The organism is Thioalkalivibrio sp. (assembly GCF_041690275.1).
Lineage (GTDB): Bacteria > Pseudomonadota > Gammaproteobacteria > Ectothiorhodospirales > Ectothiorhodospiraceae > Thioalkalivibrio.
The window spans coordinates 57,207-80,359 of the sequence record NZ_JAWLHP010000003.1; the positions used below are offsets into that span (position 1 = coordinate 57,207).

Here is a 23,153-nt window from a genome sequence, read left to right on the forward strand (position 1 = left end):
CGAGTCAGGAGATCCCGTCCAGCGTGCCGCGCCTGAAGAGATGAATGGTGTAGATGCCGACCAGGATCGACGCCAGGCCCGAGAACACGAAGATGTGCTCGGCCGTGGCACCGAGCGGTCCGGTGAGAACCCAGAACAGCACGGGTGCGACGAGCATGGCGGCAAAGGCCAGGAAGTTGCTTGCGGCGATGAAGCGCGCGCGCCGTCTGGCGGGGCTCTCATTCTGGAGATAGGCTGAGATCGGCACGATGAAGAAGCCCGCGCCGACCCCGAGCAGCAAGGAAAGAATCAGGGTGGCGGCATAACTGCCGCCAGCAACGAACAGCAGGACGCTGAACAGGCCCGTGGAAATCATTCCCGCCGGCACATGCCGCATCTCGATCCGGCCACCGGCCAGGTGCCCGGCGACGATGCTGCCGACGCCGATCCCCACGGCCAGCAGCGTGAGGATGATGCCGGTGCGCAGTTCCCCCACCCCCAGTTCCAGCTCGGCGAACATCGGCACGTTCAGCTGATACAGCGTACCCAGTGCCCAGAACCAGGCGATGCCCATCACGACCAGGAACAGCGTGCGGAATTGACGGATCTCGTCGATGGCTGCGCCGACGTCGGCAAAGGCATTCAGCCGGAAGGGGGCCGGATCGCTCTCCGCCTCGGTGGGGGTGACGAACACGCTCGATGCCAGACCGAGGAGGGAAGACAGGACGATCACGAGCGCCGGAATCCGCAGGTCGTCTCCCGCCCATCCCATGATGAATCCGGCCAACGCGGTTCCGAGGATGATCGCGAGGAAGGTCCAAAGCTGCATGTGGCCATTGGCCCGTGACAGTTCCTCTTCGCGGACGATCTCCGGGAGGATGCCGAACTTCACCGGACTGAAGAACGCGCTTTGCAGCCCCATCAGAAACAGGGCGAAGAACAGGCCCGCCATGTTGTGCAGCACCAGCATCACGGCCGCCGTCATCAGGACCACGGCCTCGGCCACACGGGTGCCGACGATCACGGCCTTCTTGCTGAAACGGTCACCGACAAAGCCGGCGTAGGGCGAAAACAGCACGAAGGGAAGCAGAAAGATGAAGCCGATCAGGCTGTAGTAGAACGTCCCCTCCCCTTCGGTCACATATACGCGCAATGCGAGGAAGATGAAGACGAGGCGGAAGAAATTATCGTTCAGGGCATTGATGAACACCGTGATCATCAAGGCCGCGAAACCCTTGGTCCTGATGTCCGAAGAACCGGCCATTCGGGGGATCCTCCTGGCGCCGCGGTTCCCGCCACCGGGCGGCATCCGCCGACGGATGACCGGTCATTCGGCAGCGCTGTCCCGAAGCCGCGTTTGACCGCGTGTCCCGAGAGGGATCACATCCTCAGACCGGCAGCATCCACGACCAGTCGAGCTTCTCCGGATGTTCGACGTACTCGTCGCTGCGGTCCACCACCGACCGCAGAAACGAGCGCCGCAGCGTGAACCGGGTCTCCGGGTGGTGCTCTCCCTCCTCCACCGGACCGAACTGGCCGTCCACGAAGCGCGTGGTGTACTGGCCGAGTGCCCTGCCTTCGTCATCGACAAGTTCCACTGCGATGAATCTGTTCGGCGTCGCCTTCAACACCAGTGACTCGACGAGATTGCCGACGGCATTCGCGTTGGGTGTCGCGAGCGCGGTGTTACAGACATTGAAGTACCACTTCACGAGATCGAGGTCGCTCAGTTCATCGGTCATGATCCGCTCCTGATCACTGTCGCGCGCGGTCGCGCGCAGACGTTTTGTCTCCGGCCGTCTCCGGCGCATGCGCCTGTGCACACCGCCTGCACCGGTCGCCGGCCCGTCCTGCAGCTATTCCCATCGGCGGGCGCCGGGCTTATTCTGACCCCGGCCGGGGCGCACGGTGGCCGAAGCCGGCAGGCCGGCGCCCCGCGCCGCTGCCCTCTGCCGCCACGAGCATGCCCGGAAGCCACCACCAGGCGCAAGGAGACCGCGTGACACAGGAATCCGCGACCCAATCGCCATCCACTCAGGCCCTGCTGCCGGGTGAGCCCTATCCACTGGGCGCCAGCTTCGACGGAACGGGCACCAACTTCGCGCTGTTCTCCGAGGTTGCCGAACGCGTGGAGCTCTGCCTCTTCAACGCCGAGGGCAGGCAGACCGCGTCCCACGAACTGACGGAAGTCACCGCCCTCTGCTGGCATGGCTACCTGCCTGGTGTCGGCCCGGGTCAGCGCTATGGCTACCGGGTTCACGGTCCGTGGGATCCCGACCGGGGTCTGCGCTGCAACCCGGCCAAGCTGCTGCTCGATCCCTATGCCAAGGCAGTGGACGGCGCCGTGGAGTGGGACGAAGCGGTCTTCCCGCATCACTTCGATGATCCCGAAGGAAGCCTCAACGATACGGACAGCGCCCCCTTCGTACCGAAGTCGGTGGTGATCGATCCCGGCTTCGACTGGGAAGACGACTGCCATCCCCGAATCCCGTGGCACGAGACCGTGATCTACGAGACCCACGTGAAGGGTCTGACCGCGCGTCACCCGGGGATCCCGGAACACCTGCGCGGCACCTACGCCGGCCTCGCCCGACCCGAGGTCATCGACTACCTCACCGATCTCGGCATCACCGCGGTCGAACTGATGCCGGTCCACCAGTTCATCCACTACGCCTTTCTCGAGGAACGCGGCCTGCGCAACTACTGGGGATACAGCAGCATCGCCTACCTGGCCCCTCACAACGAATATGCGGCCGATGGCACCAGCATGGGCCAGGTCACGGAATTCAAGAAGATGGTCAAGGCCCTGCACCGGGCCGGGCTCGAGGTGATCCTCGACGTGGTCTACAACCACACCAGCGAGGGCAACCACCTGGGTCCGATGCTGAGCCTGAAGGGTATCGACAACACCGCCTACTACCGGGTGATGGCGGACGATCCGCGCTACTACATGGACTACACCGGTACCGGCAACAGCCTGAACATGCGGCATCCGCATGTGCTGCAGCTGATCATGGACTCGCTGCGCTACTGGGTGCTGGAGATGCACGTGGACGGCTTTCGCTTCGATCTCGCGTCGACGCTCGCCCGCGAGTTGCACGAGGTCGATCGTCTCTCGGCATTCTTCGACATCATCCAGCAGGACCCGGTGATCAGCCAGGTCAAGCTGATCGCCGAGCCCTGGGACATCGGCGAGGGAGGCTACCAGGTGGGCAATTTCCCGCCGCTCTGGTCCGAATGGAACGGAAAGTATCGGGACACCGTCCGCGATCTCTGGCGCGGCGAAGACCAGACGCTTGCAGAGTTCGCCTACCGACTCACCGGCAGCTCCGATCTGTACGAACTGTCCGGACGCTGGCCGCATGCAAGCATCAACTTCGTGACCGCGCACGACGGCTTCACGCTGCGCGATCTGGTCTCCTACAACGAGAAGCACAACGAGGCCAATGGCGAGGACAACCAGGATGGTGAAGACCACAACCGCTCCTGGAACTGCGGTGCGGAAGGCCCGACGGACGACCCGGAGATCAACGCCCTGCGGCAACGTCAGCAACGGAACTTCCTGGTCACGCTGATGCTGTCACAGGGCGTCCCCATGCTCCTCGGAGGTGACGAGATCGGCCGCACCCAGCAGGGAAACAACAATGCCTACTGCCAGGATAACGAGATCGCCTGGTACGACTGGGAGAACGTCGACGAGAACCTTCTGGCCTTCACGCGCCGATTGATCCGGCTGCGCCTCGAACACCCGGTGTTCCATCAGCGACGCTGGTTCCAGGGCCGACCGATTCATGGCGACGACGTGAAGGACATCGCCTGGTTCACTCCCGATGGCGCCCAGATGGCGGAAGAGAACTGGGGCGAGGACTTCGCGAAGTCGCTCGGCGTGTTCATCAACGGCCGTTCCATCATCGCTTCGGGTCCGGGCGGGGAGCGTCTGACCGACGACAGCTTCTATCTGATCTTCAACGCCGCTCACGAGACGCTGGAATTCACGCTGCCCGACGGCAACTGGGCCGACAGCTGGGTTCGGGAACTCGATACGCTGTCCGGCCGGAACGATGAAACCGCAATCCGCGAGCCGGGCGGCATCCTGTCGGTCGAGGCCCATTCCATCGTGGTGCTGCGCTGTGACGGCTGAACCCGTCGCCACCTACCGCCTGCAGCTGCACGGCGGCTTCACGCTCGAAGACGCTGCCGCCGTCGTCCCCTATCTCGCGCAGCTGGGCGTCAGCCATGTCTATCTCTCGCCGTTCCTGCAGGCGGCGCGGGGCAGCACGCACGGCTACGATGTGGTCGATCCCGGCCGCGTGAACCGGGAGCTCGGGGGGGAGGCGGCGCGGCAACGGCTCTGCGCGGCAGTCGAAGCGGCCGGCATGGGACAGGTGCTGGACATCGTCCCGAATCACATGGCCATTGCCGGCGATCAGAACCCCTGGTGGTGGGACGTGCTCGAGAACGGGCCCTCGAGCCCCTATGCGCGGTACTTCGACGTGGACTGGGAGTCGTCCGAGGAGCGCTGGCCGAACAAGGTCCTGTTGCCGGTACTGGGCGATCACTACGGACGGGTGCTCGAGGCAGGCGAAATGCAGCTGCATTACGCCGGGGGCGTGTTCACGCTTCACTATTACGAGCACCGCTTCCCGGTCGATCCCTCCTCGCTGTTCGCGCTGCTTCAGCGCGTGTACCGCCGCAGCGGCGTGGAACTGCTCGGGTTCCTCGCGGAGTCCTGCGCCCGCCTGCCGCGTCCGCAGGTCACCTCTCGCGATCAGATGGAACGGCGCCAGCGCGATCAGGAGGTGATCCGCCGCCTGCTGGACGAGGCCTGCCGGGAGGACGCCGGAACCCTCGCGGCGGTCGAGGTCGAGCTCGACTGGATCAATGCGAACCCCGATGCCCTGGACGCGCTGATCGACCGGCAGAACTACCGCCTCGCCTGGTGGACCACCGCGGCCCAGGATCTCGGCTACCGACGCTTTTTCGACATCAATGACCTGGCTGGACTGCGTGTGGAAAACCCCGAGGTCTTCGACGCGGTCCACGCCCTGCCCATCCAGTGGGTACGGGAGGGCGTCGTTGACGGCCTGCGGGTCGATCACCCCGATGGGCTGCGCGACCCGGCCGACTACTTCCGCCGCCTGCGCGAGACCTGCCCGGATGCCTGGATCGTCGCAGAGAAGATTCTCGAGCCTGGTGAGCAACTGCCGCAGGACTGGCCGATCGCGGGCACCACGGGCTACGACTTTCTGAACCGTCTGCAGGGACTCTTCGTCGATCCCTCCGGCGAAGGCCCCATGACGACGCTGTACCAGGAGATCACCGGTGAATCCGCCGACTTCGCGGAGGTGGCCCTGGAAAGCAAGCACCAGATCCTTTGGGAAGTCCTCGGCAGCGAACTCCAGCGTCTGGCATCGCTCTTCGTGACGATCTGCGAGCGGCATCGCCGGCATCGCGACTACAGCCGCGAGGGTCTCTACCAGACGCTCGTTGAGGTCGCGGCATCCTTTCCGGTCTATCGCACCTACGTGATGGGGGGTACCAGGGTCACGGAGTCCGACAGACGCTACATCCGCGCAGCGATTCAAGACGCTCACCTCCAGGCCCCCCATCTCGACGAGGAGCTGCTGCAGTTCCTGCAGGCCCTGCTCCTTCTGCGTATCGAGGGTGATCTGGAGGCCGAACTCGCGCTGCGCTTTCAGCAACTGACGGGACCGGCGATGGCCAAGGGAGTGGAGGATACCGCCTTCTACCGGTTTCATCGCCTGGTGGCCCTGAACGAGGTGGGCGGCGACCCCCGGCAATTCGGGTTGTCGGTGGACGCGTTTCACCGGGCCTCCCGGGATTCCCTGATCCGGCATCCGACCGCGATGCTGGCCAGCTCCACGCACGACAGCAAGCGCAGCGAGGACGTACGCGCGCGCCTGGTGCTGTTGTCGGAGATCCCGCAGGCCTGGGGCCGGGCCGTCCGGGCCTGGATGCAACACAACGCCCGGCACCGTTCGGCCCACGGCCCCGATCCGGCGACGGAATACCTGCTCTACCAGACGCTGGTGGGCGCCTGGCCGATCGACAGCGAACGCCTGACCGCATACATGGAAAAGGCGATTCGCGAGGCCAAGCAGCACACGACCTGGACGCAAAACGATCCCGATTACGAGCAGGCCATCCGGGACTTCGCGCAGGACCTGCTGGCAGACTCCGAATTCCGGGAGATGGTCGAGGCCTTCGTGGCCCCGCTGATCCTGCCCGGGCGGGTGAACAGCCTCGCGCAGACCCTGGTCAAGTGCACCGCCCCCGGGGTCCCGGACATCTATCAGGGCACGGAGCTGTGGAACCTGAGCCTGGTGGATCCGGACAACCGGCGACCAGTGGACTTCGAACAGCGCCAACGCCTGCTCGCGGAGCTCGACACGCTCTCCGCCGACCAGATCCTCGCTCGCGGCGACGAGGGGCTTCCGAAGCTGTGGGTCATTCGCGAGGCGCTGGCGCTGCGCCGCGACCGCCCGCAGGCCTTCGGCCCGACGGGTGGCTATGAACCAGTGGTCGCAGAAGGATCCAGGTCCAGACACACGCTCGCCTACCTGCGCGGGGGCGGCGTGCTGGTCGTGGTGCCACGGCTGGTCCTGGGCCTTGCCGGCGACTGGCAGGACACGCGCCTGCCCATCCCGCCGGGACGCTGGAGGAACCGGCTTTCGGGTGCGTTGCTGGAGGGTGATGGAGACGCCCTGGTGGCCGACCTGCTTGCGCCCTTCCCGTTGGCGCTGCTCGAGCGGGTGGAGGACACGCAGTGACCGCGGTCAGGGTCTGGGCGCCAGAAGCGGAACAGGTGCTGCTGGAATGCGCCGGAACCCGTACGCCGATGGCACGCCAGGACGGCGGCTGGTGGCGGCTGGAGAGCGCCGCACTCGCTCATGGCGTGGACTACGCCTTCCATGTGAATGGCAACGGTCCGTTCCCCGATCCGCGCTCGGCCTGGCAACCCGATGGCGTACACGGCCCTTCGCGCTGGGTGGACCACCAGACCTTCGAATGGAGTGATCAGGGCTGGCGCGCACCTCCTCTGGCCGCGGCGGTGGTGGTCGAGATCCACGTCGGTACCTTCACCCCTGCGGGGACCTTCCAGGCGGTGATCGACCGGCTCGATCATCTGGCGGAGCTCGGCGTCACGCACCTGGAGCTGATGCCGGTACAGGAGTTTCCCGGTGATCGCGGCTGGGGTTACGACGGCGTGGATCTGTTCGCCCCGCACCACGCCTATGGCGGTCCGGATGGACTCAAGCGGCTGGTCGATGCCTGTCACCGGCGCGGCCTCGCCGTGCTGCTTGACGTCGTCTACAACCACCTCGGTCCGGACGGCAACTATCTGGCCCAGTTCGGCCCCTATTTCACCGACGCGTACAGCACGCCCTGGGGCGAGGCGGTGAACCTGGACCGCGTCCACAGCGACGAGGTCCGGCGCTTCTTCATTGACAATGCGCTGATGTGGCTGCGCGACTACCACTTCGACGGCCTGCGCATCGACGCGGTCCACGCCATCATCGACACCTCCGCGGTGCACCTCCTCGAGGCGCTTTGCGACGAGGTCCGGGGGCTGGAGAGCCGCACGGGGCGGCCACTCGTGCTGATCGCGGAGAGCGATCTCAACGATCCGCGACTGATACGGCCGGTGGAGATTGGCGGGTACGGACTGGACGCGCAGTGGAACGAGGACTTTCACCACGCGCTCCACGCATTGCTGACCGGCGAATCCAATGGCTACTACGCCGACTTCGGCAGACTCGAGCAGCTGGCGAAGGTACTGACCCGCGGCTTCGCCTACGACGGCGTCTACTCCCGTTACCGGAGACGCACCCACGGGCGCCCGGCCACCGGCGTGCCGGGCCGACGCTTCGTCGGCTGTCTGCAGAACCACGATCAGGTCGGCAATCGCGCCACCGGCGAACGCAGCAGCCATCTGCTGTCCCCGGCGCTGCTGAAGGTGGGCGCCGCTCTGGTGCTGACGTCCCCGTTCGTGCCGATGCTCTTCCAGGGTGAGGAATGGGGCGCATCCAGCCCGTTTCTCTACTTCACCGACCACCAGGACCGGGGGCTCGCCGAGGCCGTGCGCAGCGGGCGGCGCGAGGAATTCGCCGCCTTCGGCTGGGATCCGGAGAGCATTCCCGATCCACAGGCCGCGGACAGCTTCCACCGTTCACGACTGGACTGGGACGAACGCAAGCGGGATCCCCATGCCGGGATTCTCGACTGGCACCGGTCGCTGATCCGGCTGCGGCGCAGCCACCCGGCCTTCGCCGACGACCGTCTCGATCGGCTGCGGGTGACCGTCGACGAAGACCGCCGCTGCATCGCCCTGCTGCGCTCTGGCATGGTCACGGCCTGCAACCTGGGTAAGGCGCCGCAGACCCTGGCCCTGCCCCCGGACGTGGCACACCTTGCGTTGCGACTGTGCTCCGCACCCGGGATCCAGCTGCGGGGCACCACCCTCCAGCTCCCCGGAGAGTGCGCGGCGATCCTCGCCTGAGCCTTCCCTGCGCCTTTGTGGGGCGACAAGGATCCGGGGTCTGCCCGCCGGTCTACCGGAAGCGGTCGGATGCGTCCCGGACCGCCTTCACCATGTCGTCCCAGGCCGACTCCATTCCTTCGCGCAACTTCTTCCACGAGTCTTCGCTCGCCTCCCGGACCTCATGAAGCCGCTCCTCGGCCTCATCGCGCTGTTCGCGCAGCTCCTTGATCTGCTGATCGTACTTTGCACGCATCTCGGCATCGGCCTCCTTGGCCTTCGCCTCCAGCTTTGCCAGGTCGTTGTTCCACTCCTCGATCTTCGCCTTCATCTTCTCAACGTATTCCTCTCGTTCACCCATCGCGTCGCTCTCCTCGTTCTTTGTGATGTACCTGGGACGCCTGCGGATTTGGCGCCCGCAGGCGGTAAGGCCCGGTCCCGGCCACGCATGATTACGTGCCAGGGCCGAAGCGCTGGTAGAGGGCCTCTGCCCCCCGGCGGCCGCCAGGGACCGGCCCCGCCGGGGACAGATTTATAAATCTGTCCCCGTTAATCGTTAATCGCCGTTAATCGTCGTAAATCAGCCCCCGTGAATCCCGTGCTTATCCCCCCTGCCCCCGGCATCACCGGAGTCTTTCAAGCAGGGCCCGGCAGAAGGCGGGCAGGTCGTCCGGCGTGCGGCTGCTCAGCAGGTTGCCGTCCTCGACGACCTCCTCGTCACTCCACTCGGCGCCGGCGTTGATCATGTCGTCTCGGATCGAATGGAAAGAGGTCGCGTGCCGCCCGCGCAGGATGTCTGCCGATACCGCCATCCAGCCCCCGTGGCAGATCCAGGCTACCGGCCTGTTGCGCTCATGCACGGCACGCACCAGGTCGACCATCGCGCGATGCCGGCGCATCCTGTCCGGGGCCATGCCGCCGGGAATGATCAGTGCATCGATGCCGTTTGCATCGACCTCGTCGGCGCTGACGTCCGCCTTCACCGTGTAGCCCTTGGCACTCGCGTATTCCGGTTTGCCGGCGCCCACGACCGAGACCCGCAGCCCGGCCTCGAGCATGCGCAAGCGCGGATAGTGCAGTTCCAGTTCCTGGTAACCATCCTCGACAAGGATGGCGACGTGCTTGTCGTCAAGGCTCATGATGCTGTCTCCAGACATTGGTTTTCATCAGGGACATCGCGAGGGCCGCGGCGCGGGAGATTCAGGCCTGCCCTTCCCGTACCCTGCCCTTCAGCATCTCCCGGATCTCTTCCACCTCCAGGGTTTCGCGCTCCTTCAGGGCCTGGGCAAGCGCCTCCAGTGCGCCCCGGTATTTCTCCAGGGTCTCTCTCGCACCGGCCTCGATGTCGACCAGCAGTTTTCTGACCTCCTCGTCAATCGCAGTCGCGGTGGACTCGCTGTGCTCGCGCTGCTGGCCCAGTTCCCGCCCGAGAAAGACCTCCTCCTGCTGCTGGGGAAATGCCACCGGACCCAGGCGCTCACTCATGCCCCAGTGCGCAATCATCCTGCGGGCGAGGCGCGTGGCCTCGCGCAGGTCGTTTTCCGCTCCGTTGCTCAGCTCGTTGAAGACGATCGATTCCGCCAGACGCCCGCCGAACATCACCGCGATCTTGTCGCGGAGATAGGACTCGTTGAAGTTGTACCGCTCCTCCTCGGGCACCTGGGCCGTCACCCCCAGCGCACGGCCGCGCGGGATCACGGTCACCTTTTCGAGCGCATCGGCCCGAGGCAGGAGGTATGCCAGCAGGGCGTGTCCCGACTCGTGGTACGCGACGATCTGGCGATCCCGGTCCGACAGCCCGTGCTCGCGGGTTTCACCAAGAAGGATGCGGTCCCGTGCATCGGAGAAGCAGGCCCAGTCCACCTGCTTGAGCCCCCGGCGCCCCGCAAACAACGCGGCCTCGTTGGCTAGGTTGCGCAGGTCCGCACCCGAGAGTCCGATGGTCCCCGCGGCAAGACGGTCGAGGTCCACGTCATCCGCGAGCGGGATCGACTTCGTGTGCACCTTCAGGATGTCCCGGCGCGCCTCCCGGTGCGGCTTATCCAGGGTGATCTTGCGATCGAAGCGGCCGGGCCGGAGCAGGGCCTTGTCCAGCACGTCCGGGCGATTGGTCGCCGCGAGCACGACCACCGACTCCTCGCCCTCAAAGCCGTCCATCTCCGACAGGATCTGGTTCAGCGTCTGCTCCCGTTCGTCGTGTCCGCCGCCCATGCCGGCACCCCGGGAGCGCCCGATGGCGTCGAGTTCGTCGATGAAGACCACCGACGGCGCCGCCTCCTTGGCCTGCTTGAACAGGTCCCGAACCCGCGAGGCCCCCATGCCCACGAACATCTCGATGAACTCCGAGCCGCTGATGCTGAAGAACGGAACACCCGCCTCGCCCGCCACCGCCCGGGCGAGCAGTGTCTTGCCGGTGCCCGGCGGCCCCATCATCAGGATGCCGCGCGGAATGCGTGCCCCGAGCTCGCGGAAGCGGGCGGGTTCCTTCAGGAATTCCACCACCTCGGTGATCTCCTTCTTCGCATTCTCGGATCCCGCGACGTCATCCATGCGGGTGTCGCTATCCTCGCTGCGAACCCGTTTCGCGGTGGACTTCCCGAATCCGAACGCACCGCCACCCCCGCTCATCGCCCGCTGCTGCATGCGGCCCCAGAACCACACCAGCAGGGCCAGCAGCAGCAGAAACGGCAGGGCCCGGATCACCATCTGCTGCCACCACGGCCGCTCCACGGGTTCCGCCGCGATATCGATGTCGAGTTCCTGCAGCCTCTGCAGCAGGGCCTCGCCCGCCAGTTCCGGTCGCACCGTCTCGAAGGAACCGGGGTCCTCCACCTCCAGCGCCTCGCGGCCCGATTCCGTCAGTTCGCCCCGTATGTTCTGGCCGCGAAGCGTCACTGTGCCCACGTGCCCCGCCTCGAGCGCGCGCAGGAACTCGCTGTAGGTCAGTACCGTGTGTTCAAGCCGATCGCGCTCGTCGATCCAGTTCAGGGCCAGGAGGACCGCGAGAGAGAGCCAGACGAAGATCAGCCATTTCTCCCATAGGCCGTTGCGGGCGCCTTCCCGATTCCCGCGATCCCCGTCACGACCCCATCCGGGTCCGCTCTTCGAGTCCCCCCGCGGATTTTGCTCGCGCCCCTGATTCATCCTCGCGCGTCTCCTACTCCGAACCGGATCGATGATTGCCTCTATACTGATAGGTCAATCGTCGCTTCATCATGTTCCATGCTCCGCCGCACCAGCGGCCGCCTGACCGTCCGGTCGCCGGCAACGGCCTGCGCGGGGATGGCGCGGATACCCACCACCGGCAGGGACCGGACCACGGCCCGGAAACGGGCAACAGCCGGCGGTCCCCGGCGCTTCCAGCCACGGGAGGAACCCACCATGCCCCAACTGATCCTTTTGCGGCACGGAGAAAGCTCGTGGAACCGTGCCAACCTCTTCACCGGCTGGACCGACGTCGACCTGACCGACACCGGCAGGCAGCAGGCGGCCGATGCCGCCACTGCGCTGACGGCCGCGGCCCTGACGCCCGACCTGTGCTTCACCTCGGTCCAGATCCGGGCGATCCGGACCCTGTGGATCGCCCTGGATGAGATGGAACTCGCCTGGCTGCCAGTGGTGCGCGACTGGCGTCTCAACGAACGCCACTACGGCGCGCTGCAGGGCTTCGACAAGGGCGAGATGGCGGATCTGGCGGGCGAGGAGCAGGTGCACGCATGGCGCCGCTCCTGGGACGTACGGCCGCCCCAGCTGGATCTGGAGGACCCCCGTTTTCCCGGGCACGATCCGCGCTATGCCGAGGTCGCCCGGAAGCGGCTGCCCCGCGGCGAGAGCCTGCAGGATACCGTGTCGCGCATGCAACCGGCCTGGGAGGGCCCCGTGATGCAGGCTCTGAAGAGGGGCCGTACGCCGCTGGTCTCCGCCCACGGCAACTCCATCCGGGGCATGGTGAAGATGCTCGATGCGATCCCGGACGAGGTCATCCCTCACGTGGAAATCCCGGTCGGAGTCCCGCTCCTCTATGACCTCGACGAAGACCTGCGGCCGCGTTCGAGCCGATACATCGGCGGACTCACGGATGACCAGGAACTGCCAAGCGACATCGCCCGCCGCATGGATTCGGATCATTGATCCGTCTGCAGGACCCGCTCTCGCGTACATGGAACGGGCTCCAATATTGCGGAGGCAGCCTCCGCCGCGATGATCATTCTTGCCGGCATGCCGGTACCTGCCCGCCGAGACGAGACAGGTCGGGCCGCGCATGCTCGCTGTCTCGTTCTGCACGGGCACCCGACCTCAGGCCGAGATCTCCATCACCTCGGGGGCCTCGGCCGATTCCTCGGGCACCGGCTCGAACTCGAAGTGCAGCGCCTCCAGGATGTGATTGTATTTTTCCAGCAGCGCCTTCCGGTCGCGGGCGCCTGTATGGACATGGGCGATGTCGTAGCTGTAGCTGTCCTGTTCCAGCATCTCCGACAATCGTGTTCCCTGCCGGACCTTGAGCTCGATCCGCGTCTCGGGAAACTCCTGCTCTATGCGCTGGATGTCGGAGGCGTCAGGCGCGTGCGAGACGATTCCATCCTCGAACACGCGCACGTGAAACTTCGCCGCGCAACCGTAACGGCCGCGGCGCAACGGGAAATCGGGTTCCCTTCCCAGGGCCAGTTCCAGCATGATCTGGAAATTGGATGCCCCATCCACCTTTTCGAACATGTCGGCGTGTGATTGCGACAGGCGGGGATTGATCTCCAGCAATGTCAGTTGCTCGCTCTTCGGCTGGTAAAAATACTCCACGTTATAGGTGGCATTGTCGTAGCCCAGGTGTGGCAGGAGCCGGTTCGTCGCTTCACTGATCCTGCTCTTGACCCGCTTCGGCAGGATCGATGGATACTGATAGCGAAGGAAGGATGAGCGCTTCGGGTAGTTGATCGAATCGATGATGCCGTGATGCCGCGGCTCGCCGCCAAAGACATAACCCTCGATCGTGCACTGGCGACCGCCAACGGACTCCTCGATGATGCAGTGGTGGCCACCGATGCCCGCGATTTCCGGGGGCAGATCCGCATGCGCGAGGATCTGGTCGAAGGGTCTCCCGATCCGGTCGATCCGCGCCCGGATCCGGTCGATTGCGTGATCCAGTTCGCGGCGGTTGCGCACCTTGAAGGCGAGCAGTGAATCCGTCCCCTTGACCGGCTTGATCCAGAACGGGAAGGGCACGTCGATGGCGTTGACCGCCGCATCGTCGAACGGATCCACCACGTCGAAGCGCGGGGTCATGTCCGGGATCACCTTGCGCTGCTCAAGCCGGCTCCAGTACTTGTGTTCGCACCGCAGCACGCTTTCAAGCGACGGCGAGGGAAGTCCGTACTCGCGGCAGAGGATCGGCACAATGGTGGTGACCGGAAAGTCCCAGTAGCCGATGATCGCATCGATTGAACCGTCGAATTCCTGAAGACGCTCCTTTGCCTTCGCGAGACACTCCTCTACCGGATAGAAACCCTTTCCCTTTACTTCGTCGAAACTGAGGAGTTCGTGGAGTTTGAACTCGGCATCAATCTCGACCTTTCTGACCTTCTGCATGTTGAACCAGTCGGCCCCGATAATGAAAATGTTCTTTGACACATCGACTCCTGAGTGGATGATGTCGGATGGCAACGGATCGTCCCCGGGCACGGGACGATAAACACCGGCCGGACCGCATTGCGCGCCAGCCGGGGCTCCATTTTCCTCTATTATAGTATGACTGGGTATGGCTGTAACGGGATCACGAGCTTCCGCTTGGCAACCCGAATTTTGCAATTTTGTAAATAGGTAAGAATACGCCCTTTCGGCGTGGCCACCGGCAGCGAACCGACGCGCAAGGCGAGTCCCGATGGGCACGAAGGCTCCGCGGCCCCGAACATGCGGATCGGCGCCGTCACCGCCAGGCGCGCAGCCTTTAGCCGCCAGCGCAGCGTGGCGGGACGTGGCGATCCCCGGCGCAGAGGCCTCCGGCGGCCAGGCCCCGCAGTCTCACGGTCCCGGGACCTCATCCACGGTCACATCCATCCGCGTCGGGAACACCGGCGGACCGAATTGCGTGAAGACCGGCACATCGGCCGCGTCCCGGCCATGGGCCAGACAGACCCGCCCACCGCTCAGCGTGGCCCGCGTGGGGTCGAAGACGTACCACTCGCCATCCAGAAAGGCCTCGAACCAGGCATGCAAATCCATCGGCTCCAGGCGGTGGAGGTAGCCAACGGTGATCCGTGCAGGGATGCTCAGGCTGCGGCAAAGCGCGATGCCCACATGAGCGAAGTCCCGGCACACTCCGTGACCCCGTTCCAGCACCTCCTCCGCGGAGATCGGGACCGGATGCGAGTTGGTGCGATATTCCAGCGTCCTGTGGATCCACTCCGTGATGGCCTGCACCTGCTCGTATCCGGGGCGGCGTCGGCCCGCAATCCGGGTCGCCAGTCCGCCGAGCCGATCGGACTCGCAATAGCGGCTCGGCGCCAGGCAGGTGAGGACGTCCACGGGCAGTTCCTGCACCTCGACGAACGGCGCACCCGGCCGCCGCTCGATCCCCGGGGCAACATGGACATCCGAGGACACCTCCAGCTGAAACCGACCCGCCGGGCTCAGCAGGCGCTGGCACCGGTTGCCGTAGATGTCCGTGTATTCGTGGATCGGCAGGGGCGGCCAGACCGCATAGTAGTCGCGCGCGACCCACTGTCTCGAATCGCTCCGTGGACGCAGGAGCAGGATCATCGGGCTCGGGACATCGAACGCCATTTCAAGCCTGCAACTGACCCGCAACCACATGTGCCCTCCCGTGACGGTCGTCGTTCGCGAACCTGCCGGCGCCGGCCAGGATGCCGTGGCCGATGGTGGGCACAAGCCGTTTCGCGCCCTACCCCGCGGTGCCGCAGGCCAGTGGTGGCACACGGGTCGGAACCAGCCGCGCACCGTGATGCACCATTGGGTTCAGGCTATCGATCCGGCGCGCGCATTTCCATCCTGCGGCCGCCCCGCCCGCTCCCGCCTCAGGCTTCCTTCCCGGTCGGAATGATCCCATGCGGGCCATGGCGACCCGGGTCAAACAGCGTCATCTCAACGGAAGCGTTCCCAGGCCTCCCGGAACGCCTTGGCCATCTCGTCCCAGGCCGACTCCATGCCGTCGCGCAAGCGCTTCCAGGAATCCTCGCTGGCCTGCTGAAGCTCCTTCAACCGCTCCTCAGCGCGCTCCCGATCTTCCCGCAGCTCCTTGATCTGCTCGTCGTATTTCGCCCGCATATCCGCCTCGGCCTCGCGCGAACGGGCCTCGAGCTGGGCCAGGTCGGCGTTCCACTGGTCGATCCTCGCCTTCATCTTCTCCACGTACGCGTCTCGATCGCTCATCGTTGCCTCCTTTGGATCACAGGAATCGCCGCCAGGGTGAGGCCGCGCCTGCGCAGATCATAGTCCATTCGAGACCGCAACCGACGGGTCGAAGAAACATCGATGGATCCGTCCGTTCGAAGCCTCCCTCATTTGCACCGATCACATTGCGGTATCGTGACAAGGTCGTGGCGGCTGCGGCATCCTTGGTATTTATGGTGATCTTCCGTGCAGCGCCGCATCGGCGACGGAGGGCGCCGAACCGAGCCGCCTCACAGGCCTCTTTTCATCGCTGGCCGGAGCGTCCGATGTCACGTCCACTGGTAAACGTGCTTGGTGCGGCGGTCATCTTGCTTGCACTCGGACTGCTGTGGCAGTGGCTCGCAATCGAGCAGGTATTGACCGTCGACAACCTCCGGGGATGGTTTGCGTCCGTTGCCGACTGGCGCGACAACCCCTGGCTTGTCCCCGGGATCATGGCAGCCTACGCGGCCGCCCTGCTGATGATGTTTCCGCTGACCCTGATGGTGGTCCTGACGGCATTGCTGTTCGGTCCGACCTGGGGGTTCTTCTACGCCACCCTCGGCACCCTGACCTCGTCGGTCGTTTCCTACTGGATTGGCCGCCGACTCGGTCGTGAAGCCGTCGTGGTCTACGGCGGACGGCGCTTGCAGAGACTCTCGCGTCTCTTCATACGCCGCGGCATCTGCACCATGACGTGGATCAACCTCCTGCCAGTGGCTCCGTTCACGGTCACAAACATGCTGGCGGGAGCGTTCCACCTGCGTTTTCGTGACTACATGATCGGATCCACTCTGGGCATCGTACCGGGACTCGCCGCGGTGACGCTGCTGGGCAGCCAGCTTGGCGCGCTGATCTTCGCGGCCAGCCGCGAGGAGTTGTTCTGGGCACTCGCGGGCCTGGCCGCAGCGATCGGTCTCCTCCTTGGCCTGCGCAACTACGGCAGGAAGCTCGGCAACCGGCGCTAGTGGGCCTGCCGGCGGCCTGCATGGTACTGGGCCAGCAGCAACGCGTAGAAATCATGGATGTTTCGGGCAAAGGACGCGGTGTCATGGGCCCTGGCGAACTCCCGGGCCCGAACGCCCAAACGGGTCCGAAGTTCGATGTCCTCTATCAGCGATTGCACCCGCGTAGCCCAGGCGTCGTGATCCTCGGGCGTCTTGAAGCCGTTCTTTCCGTCGATCACGGCGTCCGCGATACCGCTGGAACGCACGGCCACCACAGGCAATCCGGCCGACATCGCCTCCAGGATCACCATGCCCTGGGTCTCGGACTTGGAAGCGAACACAAAGACGTCGCCGAGGCGGTAATGGCGGGGCATTTCTTCCGGAGGCACGGAACCGGCCAGCACCACCCGGCCGGCAAGATCAAGATCTTCGATCAACCGGATCAGCCGTGGCCGGGCCGGCCCGTCACCAATCAGCACGAGCCGAAAGGCCGTTGTTCCGCGCGACACGAGGCCGGCCAGTGATTCGAGCATGAATTCGATGTTCTTTTCGGCGCTGAGTCGCGAGACACTCACCAGCACCGTCTCGCCGCCCGCGATGCCGAGTCTGGCACGGAGCCTCGCCACACTGCCTTCCTCCACCTGCTGATAACGATCGAAGTCGATCCCGGTCGGCTGCACCAGGGTCTTGGTGCTGACGCCGATCACGCGCAGGTACTCCTCCGCGGAGCTGGTCGGCACCACGATTCCCTGGCACTTGTTTGCAAAACGCCGGATCAGGTAATGCGAGATCAGATTCCGGAACAGCAGGCCCGGCAGCGGTACAAAGTGGGCATAGTGCTCCAGTCGCGTGTGGTAGGTATACACCACCGGTATCTTCAATCGCCGTCCCATGAACAGCCCCAATGAACCGAGCCAGAACGGATGGTGCACATGGATCACGTCGGGACCGAAGGCCCTCAGGCGGGCTCCCAGCCGCGCGCGCAGGGGATTCGACAGCGGGAACTCGCCCTGCTCGCCGAAGGCCATCAATGTCGGCGCACGCTCGATGTCCCCATCGTCCACGCATGGGTCGGAATACCGGGGCACGATCAGCAGGACCCGATCGCCAAGCGCGTCCAGACCGCGGCGCAGCCGCTCCACGGAAACCGTCACGCCGGAGACGAAGGGGAAGTAGTTGTTGGAATACATGCCGACACGCAGCGAACGTCCCTGGTACGGGGCGGGGTCAACGTCGAAGTCCGGATAGTAATCGCGATCCTCGACCAGCAGGCGATGCAGGTACAGCGCGAGCAGCACGAGTGCACTGACGAGCAGCAGGAAGCGGGTGTAGCTGACATAGAAGAACGAGTAGATCGCGTTCCAGAGACCATCCAGCCTGCGTTGCCAGGCAGGCAGGTGCAGGTCCAGGCGGATCGGCTCAATGGTGATGCCGTCGGCGGAAATCCCCACGTCGACGAAGTGATGGAAGCTCGATTCGCTGTCGACGATCAGCCCCCCGGCCCCGCCGGTCGTTACATACCGGACGCCATTGCGCTCGAGCTGCGAGAAGAGGGTCAGGTTGGACGAAAACACCACGTCGACGCCGTGACGTTCGAAGAGCCCGACCAGTGCGTCGCGGAAGGCCGGTGCATCGAGGTAGTGTTCCGACTCGAAGACCGGTGTCTCCGGGAGCTTCCGGTGAACGGGCAGGCCGATGAAGACGAGGCGGCGCGATGCCGAGGAGCCGGACAGCTCGCGCTCGACCCAGTCCAGCTGCCAGGACAGGGAGCTCTTGCCGGTGCCATCGAGGAAGAGGAAGTGCACATCGCCGGCCACGAAGGAGAAGAAATAGGGGCCGAACTGCTCGTAAAAGCGGAAGCTTCCGAAATCATCGTGCTCGTTCTGGCCGAATGTCAGCACGTAAGGAGCATCCAGGGCATTGAACAGCCGGTGGACGGTCCGATAGTTCTCTTCCTGTCCGCCGCTGACGGCATTACCGGCGGAGACCACGAAGTCATAGGGACCGGCGTTCAGACGCGGCACGACCTGATCACGGAACACCCGGACCGAGTTGTTCACGTTACCCACGACCGCGAAGCGGAATTCGCTGCGTCCGTCCACCCGCTGCCGGATCTCCTGAACCTGGGAAACATGCACGGATTCATAGCCGGGATGGGCAAGATGCAGATGGGCCTGGTGCAGGAGCAGCACGCCGAGCAGTCCGAGGTTGCCGACGTGGAGCAGCGTGAGCCAGCGGGCACGCCGTCTTCTGCCGGTCACCCTGCCGCCCCGCAGTCATGGCCGCCCCGGACGCGGCGTCGCGCCGTCCGCGATTCCCCCGGATGACAGGGCCCGAAAGGATCGTGAAGACTCCGGAGCGGCACAATGCCGGTACCGGAGGAATGTCCTCCGGTCCAATCCCGGCGCCGCAGGCGTTGCTTGATCGACATCGAAAACAATGACCCTGTTGGTGGCCGCCACATCAGCAAACAGCGGTTCGTCCTCCGCCGCAAGGACGGGTTCGGCATGAAATGAACAAACAGGATACCTCCCGCCCACCCGACCGGCCGTCCGTCGCCGGCCTCCTCGCCGGTTCCCGGTCGGTTGCCCGACCAAGCCCGGGCCTCCGCACGGACACCCATCGCATCCGGTAACGATGGCGACCGAAGGTGGCTCCGCAGCTCAGCAATCTATGCAACACTCAGGGGTATCCCCGCGCAACCAACGGTGTGTACCGCATGGCGTTGTCTCTGACGGTAAGCCTCGTGGGATTCCTGCTGGCGGCGGCCGTCATCGGCGTCTGCGGCGTGCTCATCACCGCCCGCGCCGAGTATCTTGCCCGAGTGACCGGTCTGGGTCAGGCCGTGATGGGCGCCGTGTTCATCGGCGCCACCACGTCGCTCTCGGGGCTCGTGACCTCGGGAACCGCCGCGATCCAGGGCCACGCCTCACTTGCGGTCAGCAATTCGCTTGGCGGCATCGCCGCCCAGACGGTCTTTCTGGCCGTGGCCGACATGGTCTACCGCCGGGCCAATCTCGAACATGCAGCCGCCTCCGAGGCGAACCTCCAGCAGGTGGCCCTGCTGATCGCCCTGCTGGCGATCCCGCTGTTCGCGATGGCCACCCCGCAGCTCCAGATCGGGTGGATGCATCCGGCATCCATCGTCCTGGTGATCGCGTACATCGGGGGCGTCAAGCTGGTGAGCCGGGCGCACAAACATCCCATGTGGCGACCGAGGATCACCCGCCAAACCCCACCCGAGGGAGAGGAAGGGCACCGGGGAGAGAGGGCGGTAGCGGTTGACTGGCTGGTGTTCGCAGCGCTGGCGGCCGCGGTGGCGGCCTCCGGCTGGGTCATCGCCATGTCCGGTATCGCCCTCTCCGCTCATCTCGGAATCCAGGAGAGCGTGGTTGGCGGTGTGTTCACCGCGGTTTCCACCTCCCTCCCCGAACTGGTGATCGCCGTCGCGGCGGTGCGCCGCGGCGCGCTTGCTCTTGCGGTCGGTGATGTGATCGGCGGCAACGCGTTTGATGTCCTGTTTCTGTCCGTCTCCGACTCGCTCTACCGCGAGGGTTCGCTGTATGCCTCCCTCGGCACTGACGAACTGCTGTGGATCGCCGTCACCATTCTGATGTCCGGGACACTGATGATGGGACTCCTGCGGCGCGAAAAATTCGGCTTCGGGAACATTGGCTTCGAGAGCACGCTGGTCCTTGGACTGTATGCGATTACCCTGGCGACACTCTTTCTGCGCTAGCCCGCGAACTGCCGTGGCCCACCAGGCAGGCGCTGAACAGGGCCATCGGCGCCTCCTCAGCGCGCGCTGCGAACCTCTGACTCAGGACACTAGCGGTTTATCCGCAACCCCCAACGCTGCAATACGTGCAGGATCAGCATGTGCGTGCTCCACCAGACGAGGCCACAGAAGGCCAGCACCAGAGCCAGCCATGCCTCCGGGGGCATCCATTGCTGGGGCTCGCCGCCCGGACCCCACACCCAGTTCACGTTCCGTTCCCGGCTCGAGAGCAGAAAGCTCAGCACCAGCACAGAGAGTCCGATCGGGATCCAGGGCCGCCACGCGGTCCGGTCATATCCCAGCCTCCAGACCAGCCACAGGAGCACGAAGGGAAGCAGCAGGTGATACAGCGACAGCAGACGGACAGGCAGCGCGATTCCGGGATCGTACAGATAGTCCACACCACCGAGGGGCGCAGTCCCAAGCAGCAAGAGGCTGCCGACGAAATCGGCGATCCAGCCCATCTCCAGCAGTAGCACGGCGACCAGCATCATGCTGGCGAGGCGGGGGCTCTCCAGCCATGCAGCCATGAGCCCGCCGATCAGAGCCAGGTTGGAGAACCAGAGGAAGCTCACCCAGCCGTGTTCCAGCGCATAGACGGGAACCAGAACGGCTACGAAGGCCAGATAGGCGAACTTGAACCACCAGGGAATCATCACGAGAGGCCACGTCCGCACAACCGCCTGGGCGACGGCAGTCCGTCTGGCTTGTAGCACGACGCGGGCGGGGGCCGGCGCGCGTGCGGCCCCATGCGCCACAGGCTCAACAGCGGCTTCGGCGTCTTTCGGCCTGGGGCGGCCGATTGCCCGCGACCGATAGAGAGGGAGCCCGGCCCTCTGGGCGGGCTCGTTCAGTCCAGTATGAATGTGACCTTGAGGTCAACACGGTAACCCGCGATCTTTCCATTCTCGACCGTCACCTTCTGCTCCTTCACCCAGGCGCCCTTGATACCGTGCAGGCTGGTGGAGGCCCGGTCGAGTCCCTGTTGAATCGCATCCTCGAAGCTTTTGGTCGATTCGGCCGTTATTTCAGTAACCTTTGCGACTGTCATGAGATTTCTCCTCAGATTTTTTGCAGGGATGCGCCGACGTCACAGCGTTGCCGGACCGACGATCCGGCGGCTGCCGCCGTACCCATGAACATAGTGGGCTCCCGGGAGTGCGTCCAGCCATGTTTTTCCCTAGGTAATCGGACCCATCCGGGAAGACCAACATGGCGACCTCACTGAACTGCCGGCATGCCGCGGCATGGTGAGCCCCCTGTTCGGGAGCTGTGCCGAAGCCGACCTCCGTGGCCGGCGAATCCTGTCGCGGATCGGCCTGCCTTGCAGGATCGCAGGACCGGGGCTGGCCTCCTGCGCAGGTTGATGAGCCTGCTATATTTGCCCGAATCGCGACCCTCCCCGATCCCGGAGCATCATGAGACTCTATGCCTGCCAGCACTGTGGCCAGCACGTCTATTTCGAGAACGTCCGTTGCGTCCGCTGTGGACATACCCTGGGCTTTCTCCCCGACCGCATGGAGGTCTCCGCGCTCGAAGGCACGGCGCAGGGTCTCTGGCGTGCCCTGGCATCGCCTGAGGACGCCATCTATCGGGCCTGCGCCAATTCGGCGCAGTACGAGGTCTGCAACTGGATGATCCCGGAACGGGATCCGGATCCGCTCTGCGTGTCCTGCCGACTGAACCGCACCATCCCGGACCTGACCGTTGCGGGCAACCAGACCCTCTGGCAGCGGCTGGAAACCCAGAAGCGACGCCTGGTCTACAGCCTGCTCCGCCTGGACCTGCCGGTGCAGCCGAGGCACCGGGATCCCAAGGGAATGGCCTTCGATTTCCTGGCCGACCCGGATCCGGCGTTCAATGAGCAGCAGCGCGTGCTCACCGGACACGCCGACGGCCTGATCACCCTGAACATCGCCGAGGCCGACCCTGCAGCCCGGGAGCAAATGCGCAAGGACATGGCAGAGCCGTACCGGACGCTTCTCGGACACTTCCGCCACGAATCCGGGCATTACTACTGGGACCGGCTGGTTCGGGACCGCGAATGGCTCAGCGACTTCCGGTCGCTGTTCGGCGACGAGACCCTGGACTACCGGCAGGCACTGCAGCGCCATCATGCCGAGGGCCCGCCACGCGGCTGGCGGGAACGCTTCGTCACTGCCTATGCCAGCAGTCATCCCTGGGAGGACTGGGCCGAGACGTGGGCCCACTACCTGCACATCGTCGATACCCTGGAGACCGCGCGCGCCTTCGGCGTCGACGTGCGCCTGAAGGGGACCGGTCAGCAGTCCATGGCCAAGGAGCACGGATTCGATCCCTGCAGTCAGACGGAGTTCGCGCCGATCCTCGAGAACTGGCTACCACTCGCCTTCGCGCTGAACAGCCTGAACCGCAGCATGGGCCACGAGGACGCCTATCCCTTCGTCCTTGCGCCCCCGGCGGTGGAGAAGCTGCAGCTGGTGCACCGGATCATCCGCCACCAGTCAGTCCGGTAGGCGGCCATTCCCACCCGCGCCACGATCGACCCGCGAACCCCATCGCGGCCGGAGGCCGCTCCCACCGGCGCCGC

18 protein-coding genes are annotated in these 23,153 nt (G+C 65.1%); 7 read left to right on the plus strand and 11 right to left on the minus strand.

Annotated features, from left to right (window positions below):
* Positions 1–4 precede the first annotated feature (4 nt).
* A complete protein-coding gene (locus tag ACESMN_RS00950; protein ID WP_373051709.1) occupies positions 5–1,243 on the minus strand; it encodes an MFS transporter in 1,239 nt (412 codons plus the stop codon).
* 124 nt (positions 1,244–1,367) lie between these two features.
* A complete protein-coding gene (locus tag ACESMN_RS00955) occupies positions 1,368–1,721 on the minus strand; it encodes a hypothetical protein (protein WP_373051710.1) in 354 nt (117 codons plus the stop codon).
* Between the two features lie 221 nt (positions 1,722–1,942).
* On the opposite strand from ACESMN_RS00955, the gene glgX reads away from it, so the two are divergent.
* From glgX to treZ, 3 genes are read left to right on the plus strand one after another with little or no spacing between them, the layout of a single operon-like run.
* The gene (gene glgX / locus ACESMN_RS00960; protein ID WP_373051711.1) at positions 1,943–4,120 is read left to right on the plus strand and encodes a glycogen debranching protein GlgX; all 2,178 of its coding nucleotides are present in this window, start codon (positions 1,943–1,945) and stop codon (positions 4,118–4,120) included.
* Positions 4,110–6,770: a malto-oligosyltrehalose synthase gene (gene treY, locus ACESMN_RS00965; protein WP_373051712.1), complete on the plus strand. Its 2,661-nt coding sequence runs from the start codon at positions 4,110–4,112 to the stop codon at positions 6,768–6,770. The genes glgX and treY overlap by 11 nt, the downstream gene beginning before the upstream one ends.
* Positions 6,767–8,500: a malto-oligosyltrehalose trehalohydrolase gene (gene treZ, locus ACESMN_RS00970; protein ID WP_373051713.1), complete on the plus strand. Its 1,734-nt coding sequence runs from the start codon at positions 6,767–6,769 to the stop codon at positions 8,498–8,500. The genes treY and treZ overlap by 4 nt, the downstream gene beginning before the upstream one ends.
* Positions 8,501–8,552: 52 nt before the next feature.
* Here the strand turns inward: treZ and ACESMN_RS00975 are convergent, their stop codons facing one another.
* The 3 genes from ACESMN_RS00975 to ftsH form a co-directional block, all read right to left on the minus strand.
* Positions 8,553–8,840, minus strand: a complete 288-nt coding sequence (locus ACESMN_RS00975; RefSeq protein ID WP_373051714.1) for a hypothetical protein — start codon at positions 8,838–8,840, stop codon at positions 8,553–8,555.
* A gap of 262 nt (positions 8,841–9,102) precedes the next feature.
* Positions 9,103–9,618, minus strand: coding sequence for a type 1 glutamine amidotransferase domain-containing protein (locus ACESMN_RS00980; RefSeq protein WP_373051715.1), 516 nt, complete (start codon positions 9,616–9,618; stop codon positions 9,103–9,105).
* A gap of 61 nt (positions 9,619–9,679) precedes the next feature.
* Complete coding sequence (gene ftsH, locus ACESMN_RS00985; protein ID WP_373051716.1) at positions 9,680–11,623, minus strand: ATP-dependent zinc metalloprotease FtsH; 1,944 nt, start codon at positions 11,621–11,623, stop codon at positions 9,680–9,682.
* A 237-nt stretch (positions 11,624–11,860) separates the two neighbouring features.
* On the opposite strand from ftsH, the gene gpmA reads away from it, so the two are divergent.
* Positions 11,861–12,610: a 2,3-diphosphoglycerate-dependent phosphoglycerate mutase gene (gene gpmA, locus ACESMN_RS00990; RefSeq protein ID WP_373051717.1), complete on the plus strand. Its 750-nt coding sequence runs from the start codon at positions 11,861–11,863 to the stop codon at positions 12,608–12,610.
* 165 nt (positions 12,611–12,775) lie between these two features.
* On the opposite strand, the gene ACESMN_RS00995 is transcribed toward gpmA, so the two are convergent.
* The 3 genes from ACESMN_RS00995 to ACESMN_RS01005 form a co-directional block, all read right to left on the minus strand.
* Positions 12,776–14,101, minus strand: a complete 1,326-nt coding sequence (locus ACESMN_RS00995) for an acetyl-CoA carboxylase biotin carboxylase subunit family protein (RefSeq protein WP_373051718.1) — start codon at positions 14,099–14,101, stop codon at positions 12,776–12,778.
* Between the two features lie 390 nt (positions 14,102–14,491).
* Positions 14,492–15,283, minus strand: a complete 792-nt coding sequence (locus tag ACESMN_RS01000) for a transglutaminase domain-containing protein (protein WP_373051719.1) — start codon at positions 15,281–15,283, stop codon at positions 14,492–14,494.
* A 288-nt stretch (positions 15,284–15,571) separates the two neighbouring features.
* On the minus strand, positions 15,572–15,859 hold the full coding sequence (locus ACESMN_RS01005) for a hypothetical protein (protein WP_373051720.1): 288 nt from the start codon (positions 15,857–15,859) through the stop codon (positions 15,572–15,574).
* 287 nt (positions 15,860–16,146) lie between these two features.
* Here ACESMN_RS01005 and ACESMN_RS01010 point away from each other — a divergent pair, with 287 nt between their 5' ends.
* Positions 16,147–16,827 carry a TVP38/TMEM64 family protein gene (locus ACESMN_RS01010; RefSeq protein ID WP_373051721.1) on the plus strand — a complete coding sequence of 227 codons (681 nt, stop codon included), beginning with the start codon at positions 16,147–16,149 and terminating at the stop codon, positions 16,825–16,827.
* On the opposite strand, the gene ACESMN_RS01015 is transcribed toward ACESMN_RS01010, so the two are convergent.
* Positions 16,824–19,067: a glycosyltransferase gene (locus tag ACESMN_RS01015; protein WP_373051722.1), complete on the minus strand. Its 2,244-nt coding sequence runs from the start codon at positions 19,065–19,067 to the stop codon at positions 16,824–16,826. The two genes, ACESMN_RS01010 and ACESMN_RS01015, sit on opposite strands and share 4 nt — an antisense overlap.
* A 458-nt stretch (positions 19,068–19,525) precedes the next feature.
* Between ACESMN_RS01015 and ACESMN_RS01020 the strand changes: the two genes are divergently transcribed.
* On the plus strand, positions 19,526–20,545 hold the full coding sequence (locus ACESMN_RS01020) for a sodium:calcium antiporter (protein WP_373051723.1): 1,020 nt from the start codon (positions 19,526–19,528) through the stop codon (positions 20,543–20,545).
* Between the two features lie 89 nt (positions 20,546–20,634).
* Here ACESMN_RS01020 and ACESMN_RS01025 read toward each other — a convergent pair whose 3' ends face one another.
* On the minus strand, positions 20,635–21,240 hold the full coding sequence (locus ACESMN_RS01025) for a hypothetical protein (protein ID WP_373051724.1): 606 nt from the start codon (positions 21,238–21,240) through the stop codon (positions 20,635–20,637).
* A 194-nt stretch (positions 21,241–21,434) separates the two neighbouring features.
* Positions 21,435–21,635, minus strand: coding sequence for a dodecin family protein (locus ACESMN_RS01030; protein ID WP_373051725.1), 201 nt, complete (start codon positions 21,633–21,635; stop codon positions 21,435–21,437).
* 367 nt (positions 21,636–22,002) lie between these two features.
* Between ACESMN_RS01030 and ACESMN_RS01035 the strand changes: the two genes are divergently transcribed.
* Entirely contained in the window at positions 22,003–23,079 is a 1,077-nt protein-coding gene (locus ACESMN_RS01035) for a putative zinc-binding metallopeptidase (protein WP_373051726.1), read from the plus strand.
* Positions 23,080–23,153: the final 74 nt, after the last annotated feature.

Bases quoted from the DNA above. Each gene is read 5' to 3' on its own strand.
- ACESMN_RS00950 (WP_373051709.1), bottom strand. From the start codon at position 1,243: ATGGCCGGTTCTTCGGACATCAGGACCAAGGGTTTCGCGGCCTTGATG.
- ACESMN_RS00955 (WP_373051710.1), bottom strand. From the start codon at position 1,721: ATGACCGATGAACTGAGCGACCTCGATCTCGTGAAGTGGTACTTCAAT.
- glgX (WP_373051711.1), top strand. From the start codon at position 1,943: ATGCCCGGAAGCCACCACCAGGCGCAAGGAGACCGCGTGACACAGGAA.
- ACESMN_RS00975 (WP_373051714.1), bottom strand. From the start codon at position 8,840: ATGGGTGAACGAGAGGAATACGTTGAGAAGATGAAGGCGAAGATCGAG.
- ACESMN_RS00980 (WP_373051715.1), bottom strand. From the start codon at position 9,618: ATGAGCCTTGACGACAAGCACGTCGCCATCCTTGTCGAGGATGGTTAC.
- ftsH (WP_373051716.1), bottom strand. From the start codon at position 11,623: ATGAATCAGGGGCGCGAGCAAAATCCGCGGGGGGACTCGAAGAGCGGA.
- gpmA (WP_373051717.1), top strand. From the start codon at position 11,861: ATGCCCCAACTGATCCTTTTGCGGCACGGAGAAAGCTCGTGGAACCGT.
- ACESMN_RS01000 (WP_373051719.1), bottom strand. From the start codon at position 15,283: ATGTGGTTGCGGGTCAGTTGCAGGCTTGAAATGGCGTTCGATGTCCCG.
- ACESMN_RS01005 (WP_373051720.1), bottom strand. From the start codon at position 15,859: ATGAGCGATCGAGACGCGTACGTGGAGAAGATGAAGGCGAGGATCGAC.
- ACESMN_RS01010 (WP_373051721.1), top strand. From the start codon at position 16,147: ATGTCACGTCCACTGGTAAACGTGCTTGGTGCGGCGGTCATCTTGCTT.
- ACESMN_RS01020 (WP_373051723.1), top strand. From the start codon at position 19,526: ATGGCGTTGTCTCTGACGGTAAGCCTCGTGGGATTCCTGCTGGCGGCG.
- ACESMN_RS01025 (WP_373051724.1), bottom strand. From the start codon at position 21,240: ATGATTCCCTGGTGGTTCAAGTTCGCCTATCTGGCCTTCGTAGCCGTT.
- ACESMN_RS01030 (WP_373051725.1), bottom strand. From the start codon at position 21,635: ATGACAGTCGCAAAGGTTACTGAAATAACGGCCGAATCGACCAAAAGC.
- ACESMN_RS01035 (WP_373051726.1), top strand. From the start codon at position 22,003: ATGAGACTCTATGCCTGCCAGCACTGTGGCCAGCACGTCTATTTCGAG.